The 12645-nt window shown below is 66.2% G+C and carries 13 protein-coding genes and 1 pseudogene; 8 read left to right on the top strand and 6 right to left on the bottom strand.

Translation table 11 applies throughout. The features are described 5' to 3' along the window. Positions 1 to 188: 188 nt before the first annotated feature. Positions 189 to 1217: a DUF1338 domain-containing protein gene (locus tag E9536_RS29765; protein ID WP_060312360.1), complete on the top strand. Its 1029-nt coding sequence runs from the start codon at positions 189 to 191 to the stop codon at positions 1215 to 1217. A gap of 360 nt (positions 1218 to 1577) precedes the next feature. On the opposite strand, the gene E9536_RS29760 is transcribed toward E9536_RS29765, so the two are convergent. The 3 genes from E9536_RS29760 to E9536_RS41620 form a co-directional block, all read right to left on the bottom strand. Beyond that, entirely contained in the window at positions 1578 to 1775 is a 198-nt protein-coding gene (locus E9536_RS29760) for a CsbD family protein (RefSeq protein ID WP_021162617.1), read from the bottom strand. 56 nt (positions 1776 to 1831) lie between these two features. Then, positions 1832 to 2182 (bottom strand): BON domain-containing protein, encoded by a 351-nt coding sequence (locus E9536_RS29755; RefSeq protein WP_060085676.1) that lies wholly within the window; start codon positions 2180 to 2182, stop codon positions 1832 to 1834. 82 nt (positions 2183 to 2264) lie between these two features. Next, positions 2265 to 2429: a hypothetical protein gene (locus E9536_RS41620; protein WP_021162615.1), complete on the bottom strand. Its 165-nt coding sequence runs from the start codon at positions 2427 to 2429 to the stop codon at positions 2265 to 2267. Positions 2430 to 2800: 371 nt separating this feature from the next. Here E9536_RS41620 and E9536_RS29750 point away from each other — a divergent pair, with 371 nt between their 5' ends. The 4 genes from E9536_RS29750 to E9536_RS29730 all read left to right on the top strand — a co-directional run bounded on the left by E9536_RS29750 (position 2801) and on the right by E9536_RS29730 (position 7601). Beyond that, positions 2801 to 4333: a PAS domain S-box protein gene (locus E9536_RS29750; protein ID WP_136471746.1), complete on the top strand. Its 1533-nt coding sequence runs from the start codon at positions 2801 to 2803 to the stop codon at positions 4331 to 4333. Positions 4334 to 4473: 140 nt separating this feature from the next. After that, on the top strand, positions 4474 to 4665 hold the full coding sequence (locus E9536_RS29745; protein ID WP_027790671.1) for a CsbD family protein: 192 nt from the start codon (positions 4474 to 4476) through the stop codon (positions 4663 to 4665). A gap of 416 nt (positions 4666 to 5081) precedes the next feature. Further along, positions 5082 to 6233 carry a branched-chain amino acid ABC transporter substrate-binding protein gene (locus E9536_RS29735; protein WP_124839434.1) on the top strand — a complete coding sequence of 384 codons (1152 nt, stop codon included), beginning with the start codon at positions 5082 to 5084 and terminating at the stop codon, positions 6231 to 6233. 195 nt (positions 6234 to 6428) lie between these two features. Then, a complete protein-coding gene (locus tag E9536_RS29730) occupies positions 6429 to 7601 on the top strand; it encodes an FAD-binding oxidoreductase (RefSeq protein WP_134256425.1) in 1173 nt (390 codons plus the stop codon). A 91-nt stretch (positions 7602 to 7692) separates the two neighbouring features. Here the strand turns inward: E9536_RS29730 and E9536_RS29725 are convergent, their stop codons facing one another. Continuing rightward, on the bottom strand, positions 7693 to 8874 hold the full coding sequence (locus tag E9536_RS29725) for a serine hydrolase domain-containing protein (RefSeq protein ID WP_136471742.1): 1182 nt from the start codon (positions 8872 to 8874) through the stop codon (positions 7693 to 7695). Between the two features lie 334 nt (positions 8875 to 9208). On the opposite strand from E9536_RS29725, the gene E9536_RS29720 reads away from it, so the two are divergent. Both E9536_RS29720 and E9536_RS29715 read left to right on the top strand, forming a co-directional pair. After that, on the top strand, positions 9209 to 10336 hold the full coding sequence (locus E9536_RS29720) for an aminotransferase class V-fold PLP-dependent enzyme (RefSeq protein ID WP_060085672.1): 1128 nt from the start codon (positions 9209 to 9211) through the stop codon (positions 10334 to 10336). A 178-nt stretch (positions 10337 to 10514) separates the two neighbouring features. Then, entirely contained in the window at positions 10515 to 10925 is a 411-nt protein-coding gene (locus E9536_RS29715; RefSeq protein ID WP_059692827.1) for a GNAT family N-acetyltransferase, read from the top strand. A 15-nt stretch (positions 10926 to 10940) separates the two neighbouring features. On the opposite strand, the gene E9536_RS42220 is transcribed toward E9536_RS29715, so the two are convergent. After that, the gene (locus tag E9536_RS42220; RefSeq protein WP_247873532.1) at positions 10941 to 11219 is read right to left on the bottom strand and encodes a hypothetical protein; all 279 of its coding nucleotides are present in this window, start codon (positions 11217 to 11219) and stop codon (positions 10941 to 10943) included. 76 nt (positions 11220 to 11295) lie between these two features. Between E9536_RS42220 and E9536_RS42215 the strand changes: the two are divergent. Beyond that, positions 11296 to 11415 (top strand): annotated as a pseudogene (locus E9536_RS42215) (IS3 family transposase); the annotation flags it as partial. Positions 11416 to 11879: 464 nt separating this feature from the next. Here E9536_RS42215 and E9536_RS29705 read toward each other — a convergent pair. Beyond that, positions 11880 to 12515: a glutathione S-transferase family protein gene (locus E9536_RS29705; RefSeq protein ID WP_136471740.1), complete on the bottom strand. Its 636-nt coding sequence runs from the start codon at positions 12513 to 12515 to the stop codon at positions 11880 to 11882. Positions 12516 to 12645: the final 130 nt, after the last annotated feature.

Below are 12645 nucleotides of genomic sequence, written 5' to 3'. Positions count from 1 at the left end.
CGGGCGGAAGGCGGGGCCGAGGAACGGCTGATAATTCCAAAAACTCATCACGTATCAATTTAATCTCGCTTTACGCCCGGCTGCAACCCTTTGAATAATGCTCCCCACGCAAGGTCAGGCGCCCGCTGGGCAGCCGGCCGACGAGTTGCCGGCACGTTTGCCGGCGGTCCCCCGAGACGAGAATCCTGATGCGCAATCCGAATATCGAGAGCTTGCTGACGAAGCTGCTGGGACAGGCGAAGACCGACGCCCTGTTCTCGACCCTGAACATGCCGGCCATCCTCGAAGAATGGGAGGACGGCGTCGTGACGCGCGCGGAAATCGCGCAGGCGATGAACATGGCGCTGTTCGAAGGGCTGCTCGAGCGTTCCGCGAACGGCCGCGCGTATACGGCCGACGCGATCGAAAGCGGCGGCTCGGTCTATTTCGACCACGGTGCGCTGCGCACGGTGCGCTGGCCGCACACGGGCGCGCTGCCGCCGGGCGAGGCCGCGTTCACGCGCATCCTGCGTCCGCTCGGCTTCCGCCTGAACGGTCGTTACCCGCTCGACAAGCTCGGCATGACGGGCCGCGCGTATGCGCATGACGACGCGCCGGACGAAATCGCGCAGTTCTTCGTCAGCGAACTGCATCCGGAACGTTTCTCGAAGGAATTCCAGCAGGCCGTGACGAACGTCGTCAGCTCGTCGCGCGATCCGCTGTCGCCGGCGGCCGTCGCGCTGCTGTGGGAAGTCGAGCGCGAAGGCTGGTTGTCGCTCGACGCCGCGCACGCACTGCTGCCGGAGATCGTCGGTGCGTTCGCGCGCCAGCACGATGTGCCGAACGAACTCGACTACGAAACGCTGCTGATGGAATCGGCGGAAATGGCGTGGATCGCGACCGAAGGCAACGCGTTCAACCATGCGACCGATCGCGTGGCCGACGTGTTCAAGCTGTCCGACGACGAGAAGGCGAAGGGCCGGCCGATGAAGCCGGAAGTCGAGCGCTCGCGCTCGGGCCGCGTGTTCCAGACCGCGTATCGTGCCGACACCGTCGAGCGCGAGTTCCGCACACGCGACGGCGGCACGGTGAAGCGCAACGTGCCGGGCTCGTTCTACGAGTTCATCACGCGCAAGCGCACGTTCGACCAGGCGGCGCGACGCTGGGTGACCGACCTGCGTTTCGATGCGGGCAACGCGCAGGGCATCTTCAAGATGACGGCGAACGCGGCGAAGTAACGAAGCGAAAGCGGGGTACGCCGCTTTCGGAAGAAATGAGCCGATCGGGCAGGGCGCAAGGGCGTCCTGCCCGATTTGCGTTGGGCGGCGGCCCGCGATGCAACGCAATACGCGCGATCGGGCGAATGCCGGATCGCGGCGTCACGGTCATCGATGTGGTTGGGGAAAGTGGAAAGCGGCAAAGCGGCCGGCCCATGCCGCGCCCCGTGCCGTCAGAACACGTGCGTGATCAGAAAGAACAGCACCAGCAGCCCGACCGGCACGCCGAGCAGCCAGGCGATCAGGTATTTGCCCATGTCGTAGGTCCTGGTGGCCGCGACGCCGTCGGCGCCGCGGCGGTTGCATGAATGTGCTGTCGCGTCACAGCTCGCGGTCGAATTCCTTCAACTGCTTCTCGGCCGCGTCGCGGGCGATCCCGTACCGTTCCTGGATCTTCCCGGCGAGATACTCGCGATTGCCGTCCGCGACGGCCAGATCGTCGTCGGTCAGCTTGCCCCACTTGGCCTTCAGCTTGCCGGTGAGCTGCTTCCACTGGCCCTTGATCTTGTCCTCGTTCATCGTGTGCTCCTTGTCGTGCAGGGATAAAAAGCGCGGCGGCGTGCCGCGCCGGGAGGTCAGGCCTTCGCCTTCAGGCCGGATGCGTCGACGTGCTTCACGCCCTTGACCGCGCGCGACACGGCGATCGCCTTCTTCACGGCGGTCTTCGTCGGCAGCACGCCGGTCAGCGTGACGACGCCGTCGACGGTCTTCACGCTGATGTCGACGCTCTTCAGGCCGTCGGTGGCGGCCAGCTCGCCCTTCACCTTGGTCGTGATCCATGTATCGGTGACGGGCTGGTTCGATTCGGTCTTCATGCCGTTGTCGGTGGATGCGTCCTGCGCAACCGCGTTCGTGAGCGGCGCGGCGCCGAGCAGGAAAGCCGCGCTGACGGCGAGCAGTGTCGAAAGGTGCGAGATTTTGTTCATTGATGTTCTCCTTCGATTGATGGGGTGAGTGGACCGATCGTCGAGCACGGATCGTGCCGCGCGTTACTCCCGCGTTACTCCATTACCCGGCGATCGGCGTGTCGTAGCCGGGCTCGCGCGGCGGCATGTCCGGGCGCGGCACGTCGGGCGGCAGTGGAACCGGCGGATCGGTGCCGGGCGGCGGTTCGGGCGGGTTGTCCGGCGGCGGTTCGGGCCGCGTCGGATCGGGTGTCTGATGCAGCTTCATCGTGCTTCTCCTCTGCGGTTCGGATGGCAGCGCATGAGCGCCGATGCAGAACCAGCGTACCGGGTCGAACGTGCACGGGCATCGCGCAAATTCACCTGATCGGCTAGTGCGTTTGCACGGGGGTGTCGTGAAGGGGAGGTGGTGCGCTCGCGGGGTGCGGCGCGCGCAAAGCAGGCGCGGAGAATGCTTCCGGGATCGGCGGGATGCCGCACGGTGGCGGCACGCGGTGCGAATGTACTATGGCGGTTAGTGCATCCGCGCCTGTCGCGCACGGATGCGGCGCGCGATCATCGCCACACGCGCCGGCCGGCGCGTGTCGACGAAGCGGCAACCGGGCCGGCGGTCATGCTGACGACATGGACAAGCATTCGATGAACGAACAGGTAAACGAACAGGTGCTGAAGTCGCATACCGACCGGCGCCAGCTGCACCAGATCATCGCGGGGCTCACCGAGGGCGTGATCCTGGTCGAACCCGACCAGCGGATCGTCTGGGCGAACGAGGCCGCGCTCGCGATGCACGGCGTGACCGAGCTGAAGGCGCTCGGCGAGACCGTCACCGATTACCGCGAGCGCTTCCGGCTGCGCTACCGGAACAACCATCCGGTGCGTGACGGCCACTATCCGATGGATCGCGTGATCGCGGGCGAGGAGTTCAGCGACGTGACGGTCGAAGTGGAATCGGCCGCCGACGAATCCGTGAGCTGGGTTCACCGCATCCGCAGCCTCGTGCTGACGAACGCGGCCGGCGAACCCGACTGCCTCGCGCTGGTGCTGCACGACGCGACCGAATGGGCGAGCGCCGAGGAGCGCTTCGAGCGCACCTTCAACGCGAACCCGGCGCCGGCCGTGATCTGCCGGCTCGACGACCTGCGCTACGTGAAGGTCAACCAGGGTTTTCTGGACATGACCGGCCACGCGCGCGACGACGTGCTCGGCCGCTCGGTGTACGAGCTCGACGTGCTCGAACAGGCCGAACGGCGCGAGCTCGCGATCGAGCGGCTCGGCGAAGGCGCGACGATTCCGCAGATGGAGGCCGTGCTGAAACTCGCGGACGGCAGCACGAAGGCCGTGGTCGTCGCCGGGCAGCCGATCGACATGAACGACGAGGCATGCATGCTGTTTACGTTCATGGATCTCGAGCCGCGCAAGCAGGCCGAGCGCGCGCTGCGGCAGAGCGAGGAACGCTTCGCGACGGCATTCCGGATGGCGCCGGTCGCCACCGCGATCGTCACGGCCGACCGCTTCGAATTGCTCGACGTGAACGGCGCGTTCGCCGCGATGACGGGCCATGCGCAGGACGACCTGCTCGGCAAATCCGCGGAGGAAATCGGGTTGTGGGCCGAACGCGGCGCATGGCAGCGCATCGAAGGCCGGCTCGCGCGCGACGGCAGCGTGCGCAACGCCGACGTGCAGATTCGCACGCGCGATGGTGACGTGCGCGATTGCGTCGTGTCGGCCGACCCCGTCGCGATACACGGGCGCGACTGCCTGCTCGTCGCGTTGCTCGACATCAGCGATCGCAAGCGCACGGAGATGGAACTCGTGTACGCGATCGAAACGGCGATGCAGGATGCGTCGTGGTTCAGCCGCACGCTGATCGAGAAGCTGGCGAACGTGCGGCGCGCGAACGCGCCGGATGCGGGCGCGCAACTGTCGGACCTGACCGCGCGCGAGCGCGACGTGTTCGACCTGCTGTGCCACGGTCTCGCCGACAAGGAAATCGCCGGCCGCCTCGGGCTCGCGCCGAACACCGTGCGCAATCACGTCGCGACGATCTACGCGAAGCTCGACGTGCACAGCCGCGGCGAGGCGATCGTATGGGCGCGCGAACGCGGAATCGTCGGCGCGGCCGACGCGAACGGCACGCGCGGCGCGAAGGCGGGCGAGAACGGCAGGGACTGACGCCGTCGGTACGAATGCACCATGCGCGCTGGTGCATCCGCATCTGCCGCGCGCGGCGCCCGCTTGCGATCCTGTCCATTCGGCGGCGCGGCGCTGGCCGTCATGCCGCCGGTTCTCCCCAACCATCGCAGGAGACGACCATGGACAGGAATCGGATCGAAGGCAAGCTCAAGCAGGTCAAGGGTTCGGTCAAGGAAGCGCTCGGCAAGGTCACGGGCGACCGCAAGACGGAAGCGGAAGGCGTCGCCGAACAGCAGGCCGGCAAGCTTCAGGAGCAGGCCGGCGAGGCGGCGGATGCGGCGCGCAAGCAGACGGGCGCCGATCGGCACTGACCGATAACGCGGCGCCACGGGCGTCGCGGTGGCCGGCCGGGCCGTCATCGCAACGATGATGCGCTGCCGGCATGACCACGGCCGGCCTTGATGGACGGGCGCCGGCGCAGCTTCCCATGAAAACTGCCGGCCCGCGGTTCACGGCTGCGCGGGCCGCGGGCCGGCCGCGCATGCGGAACTTGATGACAAATCCTCACTACATAGTTCCGATATTTCGTTTGCTGCACGGGTATTGGCTACCCACAATCCATTCACCTCTTTCGCGATGAAAGGCTCTTCGGAGACGGAGCCGCGGCGATCGACCGGCCAGGTGCGTCGCACGACGCCCCGGTAGCGGACGAGACGACCGGCACGCGAGAGAGTGTCGACGCGCGGTGGTCGCGCGTTGCATCCCGGCCCCCAGAACAAGGATTGTCATGACGTTCCGCATTCGTTCGCTTTCCGGCGTCGCATTGACCGCCGCGATTCTCGCGCTCCAGACGAGCGCGGCCCACGCGCAGGAGACGGTCGTCAAGGTCGGCGTCGCCGGCCCGCTGACGGGGGGCGGCGCCGCCTACGGCAAGGACATCGAGAACGGCGTGCGCATGGCCGTCGACGAGGCGAATGCCGCGCATCCGACGGTGGGCGGCAAGCCCGTGAAGTTCGTCGTCGCGTCGCAGGACGACCAGAGCGATCCGCGCACCGGCGTGCAGGCCGCGCAGCAGCTCGCCGACGCGCAGGTGGCCGTCGTGATCGGCCACTTCAATTCGGGCACGACGCTGCCCGCGTCGAAGATCTACGCGAAGGCCGGCATTCCGATGATCACGCCGTCGGCGACCAATCCCGACATCACGCGTGCCGGGCTCGGCACCGTGTATCGCGTGATCGCGACCGATACGCAGAACGCCGGCAACGCGGGCGCCTATGCGGCGAGCGTGACCAAGGCGAAGCGCATCGCGATCATCGACGACCGCACCGCGTTCGGCCAGGGCGAAGCCGACGAATTCGAGAAGGCCGTGAAGGCGAACGGCGGCACGATCGTCGCGCGCGAATTCACGAACGACAAGGCGGTGGATTTCAGCGCGCAGCTCACGAAGATCAAGAGCACCAACGCTGATCTCGTGTTCTTCGGCGGCCTCGACGCGCAGGCCGCGATGCTCGTGAAACGCATGCGCCAGCTCGGCATCCGCGCGCAGTTCCTCGCGGGCGGCGGCGTGATGAACGCGAACTTCATCAAGCTGGCCGGCAATGCGGCGGAAGGCGCGGCCGTGTGGGAATACGGGCAGCCGCTGTCGCGTCTCGCGAAGGGCAAGGCGTTCGAAACGAAATTCCGGCAGAAGTACGGTGTCGACATGCTCGCGTATGCGCCGTTCGCCTACGACGCGACGTGGATCGCGATCAACGCGATGCAGAAGGCGAACTCGACGAAGCCGGCCGATTTCAACGGCGCGCTGAAGGGCACGCGCTACGACGGCATCACGGGCACGATCGCGTTCACGAACACGGGCGACCTGAAGAGCCCGAGCTCGACGCTGTACGAGGTGAAGAACGCCGCGTGGCAGCCCGTCACGACGAAATCGGCGGATTGAACGCAACAGGCGCGCGCGGACTTTCGCGGCGCTGCCGGACGTGCTGAAATGCCATCGGCGATCGGTTGCGATCGCGGCGCACGCCGGTGCGGCAGCCGCACGAGTCCGCCCGCGCGACGCCGCGTGCGACGCGGCACGAACAACCCACGGGCGCGGCCGGGTGGCCGCGCCCTTCATGTGCAACTGGAGTCAGTCGTGAGTTCTCAAGTCGTCATTGTCGGCGGTGGTGTGATCGGCAGCTCGATCGCCTATTTCCTGCGCGCCACCGATCCCACGGTATCCGTGACCGTCATCGAGCGCGACCCCACCTATGCGAGATCGTCGTCGGCGTTGTCGGCCGCGTCGATTCGCCAGCAGTTCTCGACGCCGCTGTCGATCCAGATGTCGCTTTTCGGCATCGACTTCCTGCGCACGATCGGCGAACGGCTCGAAGTGGACGGCCACCAGCCGTCGATCGACCTGCACGAAGGCGGCTACCTGTTCCTCGCGACGCCGGCCGGCGACGCGACGCTGCGCGAGAACCATGCGCTGCAGACGAGCCTCGGCGCGGATATCCGGCTGATGGACCGCGATGCGCTGCGCGCGAAGTTTCCGTGGCTGAACGTCGACGATCTCGTCTCGGGCGCATATGGCGTGAGCGGCGAAGGCTGGTTCGACGGCTACGGGCTCGTGCAGGCATTGCGCAAGAAGGCGCAGGCGCTGGGCGCGCGCTACGTGCCGTCCGACGTGACCGCGGTGGTGCGCGACGGCCGCAAGGTGACGCATGTGGTCACGGCCGACGGCGAACGCCATGCGTGCGACACGCTCGTCAACGCGGCCGGTGCGTGGGCCCGCACGCTGTCGTCGATGATGGGCATCGACATCCCCGTCCATGCGCGGCGCCGCAGCATCTTCAACGTGTCGTCGCCTGCCAGGCTCACGGATTGCCCGCTGCTGATCGACCCGACCGGCGTGTATTTCCGGCCGGAAGGGCGCACGTACATCTGCGGGACGTCGCCGAGCCCGGATCGCGATCCGGACGACCTGCCGCTCGACGAAGTCGACCACGACCTGTTCGACGAGGTGATCTGGCCGACGCTCGCGAACCGCGTGCCGGAGTTCGAGGCGCTGCGCGTGGAGAACTGCTGGTCCGGGTACTACGAGTACAACGTGTTCGACCACAACGCGATCATCGGGTATCACCCGGACCTCGACAACGTCGTGTTCGCGAACGGCTACAGCGGCCACGGGCTGCAGCAAGGGCCGGCGACGGGGCGCGGGGTCAGCGAACTCATTCTGGGTGGGCGTTACGACACGCTCGACCTGTCGTCGCTCGGCTGGGCGCGGGTGCTGGAAAACCGGCCGATCGTCGAAAAGAACGTCGTGTAGCGCGGCGTACCCCGCCCGGTGTGGTGGGCGGGATTCTCCTTGTGTCTCGACTCATTGGCCCGACCGTGTCGGGCCTTTTTTGTTGCGCGTGTCAGCCGGCGCCGTAGATCGCGTCGCGCAGATCGATCGTGTACTGGCCGTTCATCCCTTCGTAAAGCGTGTTCGACAGCGACACGACGGTGAGCCCGCGGGCGCGGTCGACGAACCACGAATGCCCGTAGACCCCGCCCCAGCGCCACGTGCCCACGGACTCCGGCGATGCCGCCGCGAGCGGGTCGCGCAATACGGAGAACCCGATGCCGAACCCCGCGCCGGGCAGGTCGGGCAATTCGAGGTTGCCGGTGTGGGCGCGGCCCATCTCGTCGACCAGGTCGGCCGGCAAGAGCGTGCCGCCACCCGCGCGCAGCGTGTCCAGCAGGTTCAGCACGTCGCCGGCGGTGCCGACCATCCCGGCGCCGCCCGACGGGAAGGCATCCGCGTCGAGCGCGCGCGACGGCGAATACGTCACGCCGACGGTTCCGTCGAAGATCGGCACGGTTTCGTTTTCGGCGAGCCGGTGCGGTTGCGGCGTGTCGTTGACGTAGGGCGTCGCGAGCCGCGCGGGATCGCGTGCGACGAATCCCGTGTCGCGGGCGCCGAGCGGGCGGAGCACGAGCGTATCGACGGCGTCGGCGAGCGGCAGCCCGCTGACGGCCTCGATCAGCGCGCCGACCACGTCGATGGAAAGCGAATAGTTCCAGCCGGTTCCCGGCGCGAACTGCAGCGGCACGCTCGCGATCCTGCGCAGGTTTTCGGCGAGCGTGATCGATGCGGCATCGAGCCCGTCGGAGGCGCCCGCGCGCGCATAGGGGCCGGTCGCGTCGGCTTCCGTGAAGCGATAGCCGAGGCCGGCCGTATGCGTGAGCAGGTGGCGCACCCTGATCACCGGCACGCTGCCGTCGTGCAGCGCCGGGCGGAACCCGGGCAGCCAGCGCGTGACGTCGTCGTCGAGCGACAGCTTGTGTTGCGCGACGAGCGCCATCGCGGCCGTCGAGACGATCGGCTTCGTCACCGATGCGAGCCTGAACTGCGTGTCCTCGCGCATCGGCGTGCGCGCTTCGCGATCGGCGAACCCGGCCGCGCGGCGATAGACGAGTTCGCCGTCGCGTGCGATCAGGACGACCGCACCAACGAGGCGATGTGTTTCGAGTTGACGGGACAGTACCGCATCGACGCGCTCGGCGAGTGCGGGATCGGTCGACGGCTGCCGGGATGATGCGCGGTTGGGGATCATCGAAGACTCTGTCGTGAAAGGTGAGCCGACATGGTAGGCGGCATGCCCGGGAAGTGGCGTTTATCCATACGTCGAACAGGGCTTCGTGCGCCGCACCGGCAGACGCGGGCGGCCACGGGGCGGGGGATTCGACCGGGCGCCACGGCAGCCGCGTTGCGGTGCGTCACGCCGGACCTGCGCCGGGCGGCTGCCAAAATATGCCCCAAGCGGCGGGCGGCGTTCGTTAGAATCTGCTTTCGTCGAGGAAACAGCGCAATTGCATTGGGGCAGGGCGGTATCGCGTCACGGACACTGCTTGCCCGGAATTCATCGTTCATTTTCACCGGAGGCGAGCATGCCAGGTTTACTTCCCGATGTTGACCGCGAGGGGCTCCTCGAATATTCGGTGGTGTACACCGATCGCTCGGTCAACCATATGTCGCAACGCTTTCAGGGCGTCATGCGCGACATCTCCGGCACACTGAAAAAAGTCTACAACGCGAAGTCGGTCGTGATCGTCCCGGGCAGCGGGACGTTCGGCATGGAAGCCGTCGCGCGGCAGTTTGCAACGAACAAGAAGTGCCTGGTCATCCGCAACGGCTGGTTCAGTTTCCGCTGGTCGCAGATTTTCGACATGGGCAGCATTCCGTCCGAAACGACGGTGCTGAAGGCGCGCCCGGTCGAAGCGGGGCGGCAGGCCGCGTATGCGCCGGCCCCGCTCGACGAAGTGGTCGCCGCGATCAGGGAACACAAGCCGGATCTGGTCTTTGCGCCGCATGTCGAAACCGCGTCCGGGATGATGCTGCCCGATGCGTATCTGCGCGCGGTGGCCGACGCCGTGCATGCGGTCGGCGGCATGTTCGTGCTGGATTGCATCGCGTCCGGCACGGTGTGGGTCGACATGCAGGCGAGCGGCGTGGACATCCTGATCAGCGCGCCGCAGAAGGGCTGGAGCGCGTCGCCGTGCTGCGCGATGGTCATGCTGAGCCCGCTCGCCCGCGAGCGCATCGATGGCACGACCAGCACCAGCTTCGCGTGCGATCTCCGCAAGTGGCTGCAGATCATGGAAGCCTACGAGGGCGGCGGGTTCGCGTACCACGCGACGATGCCCACGGACAGCCTCACGACGCTGCGCGACGTGATGAAGGAAACCGAGGCATACGGGTTCGACAAGGTGAAGGCGGAGCAGCTCGAGCTCGGCAAGCGCATTCGCGCGCTGCTGGCCGACAAGGGTTTCCGGAGCGTGGCGGCTGAGGGCTTCGAGGCGCCGGGCGTCGTGGTCAGCTACACGGACGACGACGGGATTCGATCGGGGAAGAAGTTCGCCGACGTGGGCTTGCAGATCGCGGCCGGCGTGCCGCTGCAATGCGACGAGCCGGAGGATTTCAAGACCTTCCGTCTGGGGTTGTTCGGTTTGGACAAACTGCATGATGTCGACGGTGCGGTTGCGCGGTTTGCCGACGCGCTGGAGCGGATTCTCTAAGCCGCTTGGCGGACCTGGGCGAGGCCGTGGGCGGTGAGTGGTTGTACCCGCGGCCTGCTGCCTCGCCCGATTCGTCGTCATGGTCTCGTTTGATGTGCGCGCTCGGGCGCCGGGTTCGACGGAGTCATCCGCGGCGGGGCCGATCCATCCGCCTGTACGGCTTACCTGAAAGGCTCGCATGGCATACATCGTTCGACACGAAGTTCCGCCGGTATCCACCTACATCGACATTCGTCTTGCCGCAGGGTTGAGCAGGAAGTCGGAGCAGGCCGCGACGATCGGGTTGAAGAACGGGCTCTTCAGCGTCGTGGCTTACTGCGACGGTGTGCCGGTCGGAATCGGCAGGGTCATCGGCGACGGCGGCTGCTTCTTCGAGATCGTGGACATCGCGGTGTTGCCCGCTCACCAGAAGAAAGGCGTAGGTGACCTGATCATGCGGGCGCTGATGGGCTACGTTCACGAGAATGCGCCGCCGACCGCGTATGTCAGCCTGATGGCCGATCACGGCACACCGAAGTTCTATGAACGCTATGGTTTCCAGCCGTCGTCGCTGCCGGAGAAGGCGGGGATGTTCCTGCGGATTGCGTAGTGTGCGGGAGGCCGATCATCGCGGGTGATCGCTGGCCGTCGACCGTGCCGGAAACGGCAGACGTGCGCGCTCACCGCCGCTCATCGCGGCGACGGTCCGGTCTTTCTTGAGTTTGTCGACACGCGTTTGCATTGAGCGCGCCTGCTTCTCATTGTCATGCTCACGGCCCCAGGCGGCGACGCGTTTGCTGCCGATGGCGAGCCGGTCAATTTCCTTTTGTTCGGCGGCGCGGCGCACCTGCGCCGCCGCGTCGGCATCGGCGATCCGAATGGCCCACAGGCTGGCTGGCGCCATGCGTTCGGTTATATGCAGCCGGGCTCGACTTTGTCGTTCGCGAGCGGCGGGCCGCCGTTCCGCGCGGCCACCGTGGCTTTCGTTGCGCTTCCAACGACCTCGGCGGAACAAGTCGGCACGACGCCGGCGGCAGAAGCATTCAGTGACCGCAATCAACGAAATCCGGAAGTTGGATTGCGCTGCCGACGTGCTATATCGAAACCGCTCGAGGTTGGTCGCCAGTCGAAGCCGATTTTGCCCCGGCAATGCACGCCAATCCCGCTCCATTCGCCGCAATCAATTCGCAAGGATTGGCAATATCGGACTCGCCGGCCAATCGATGACTAATATGCGTGGCGACTTAGTGGAAGACGAAAAATATATTGGACGTCACGAAATGGATGTTGCATTGTTCACGCATTCGATGCGATCGCAGAAAATGAGCTGAGCGGTGTAGCGCCGCGAAAGCAGAGAACGTCATATGCGATTGCGGTCGTGGCTCCTGTTCCCGGAGTCGTGGCCTGGACGATCCGCGGCGTGCGCGACGCATGTGCGCGCGCGTGTAGCAGGATCGGCGCAACAGACAAAGAAAAGCGGCGAAAAGGACCTGAGAAGATGAAGGAGACGCGACGGACGCGGGCGGCATTCCGGATCGGGCGCAAACCCGACCCGGCTTCGCCGCTACGCCCAGATCGAGATCTGTTCGACCGACAACGCGGTCGCGACGGCAGGGCGGCGGAGCATGCGCTCCGTATGCGCGGCCCAATGTTCGAACCCGCGCATGTCGAGCTTCAGCATGTTCCCCCATTTGAAAAATATCAGCAGCATCGGATCGACGATCGAGTAGTGCTCGCCGAGCGCCCAGTCGCGCGCCGCGAGCCGTTCGTCAATCTGCGCATACGCAGCGAGGATGCCCGCGCGGCCTTTCGCGCGAATGCCGTCGTGCGCAGCCGGGTCTTCGCTGAAACGCGACGGATGGAAGTTGAGCGCGACCGTTCCGGGCAACACTGACGCCAGCCAGTTCATCCACTCGACGGCACGTGCGAGGCCCATCGAGGTATCGGGCACGAGCCGCGCCTGCGGAAAGCGCAGCGCGAGATAGAGCAGGATCGCCGACGACTCCGTCAGCACTTCGTCGCCGGTATGCAGTACGGGCACCTTGCCTTTCGGGTTGAGCTGCCGGAATTCGGCGCTCTGCGTCGCACCGTCCTTGATCGAGACGAGTGCGAGTTCGAATGGTTCGCCCAGCTCGCACAGGATGACGTGCGGTGCAAACGAAAGATGGCCGGGGCAGTAGAACAGCGTATGAGTTGTCATATTGATTAAGTCTCCTATTTATCTCTGGTGGAGATGCTGACCGGGTTTGTCGTGTCGACGCGTCGCATGGTGCATGACGCCCGATCGAAAGTCAAAAGCGAAAGGCGATGTAAAGGATCTTGCGGTTCGG

It is taken from the genome of Burkholderia sp. LS-044 (assembly GCF_004803625.1).
Lineage (GTDB): Bacteria > Pseudomonadota > Gammaproteobacteria > Burkholderiales > Burkholderiaceae > Burkholderia > Burkholderia cepacia.
This window is presented reverse-complemented; position numbering and strand designations above follow the sequence as displayed.

Coding starts and splice junctions, on each gene's coding strand:
- E9536_RS29715 (WP_059692827.1), top strand. CDS start 10,515: ATGGCATACATCGTTCGACACGAAGTTCCGCCGGTATCCACCTACATC.
- E9536_RS29720 (WP_060085672.1), top strand. CDS start 9,209: ATGCCAGGTTTACTTCCCGATGTTGACCGCGAGGGGCTCCTCGAATAT.
- E9536_RS41620 (WP_021162615.1), bottom strand. CDS start 2,429: ATGAAGCTGCATCAGACACCCGATCCGACGCGGCCCGAACCGCCGCCG.
- E9536_RS29755 (WP_060085676.1), bottom strand. CDS start 2,182: ATGAACAAAATCTCGCACCTTTCGACACTGCTCGCCGTCAGCGCGGCT.
- E9536_RS29735 (WP_124839434.1), top strand. CDS start 5,082: ATGACGTTCCGCATTCGTTCGCTTTCCGGCGTCGCATTGACCGCCGCG.
- E9536_RS29765 (WP_060312360.1), top strand. CDS start 189: ATGCGCAATCCGAATATCGAGAGCTTGCTGACGAAGCTGCTGGGACAG.
- E9536_RS42220 (WP_247873532.1), bottom strand. CDS start 11,219: ATGGCGCCAGCCAGCCTGTGGGCCATTCGGATCGCCGATGCCGACGCG.
- E9536_RS29705 (WP_136471740.1), bottom strand. CDS start 12,515: ATGACAACTCATACGCTGTTCTACTGCCCCGGCCATCTTTCGTTTGCA.
- E9536_RS29750 (WP_136471746.1), top strand. CDS start 2,801: ATGAACGAACAGGTAAACGAACAGGTGCTGAAGTCGCATACCGACCGG.
- E9536_RS29760 (WP_021162617.1), bottom strand. CDS start 1,775: ATGAACGAGGACAAGATCAAGGGCCAGTGGAAGCAGCTCACCGGCAAG.
- E9536_RS29725 (WP_136471742.1), bottom strand. CDS start 8,874: ATGATCCCCAACCGCGCATCATCCCGGCAGCCGTCGACCGATCCCGCA.
- E9536_RS29745 (WP_027790671.1), top strand. CDS start 4,474: ATGGACAGGAATCGGATCGAAGGCAAGCTCAAGCAGGTCAAGGGTTCG.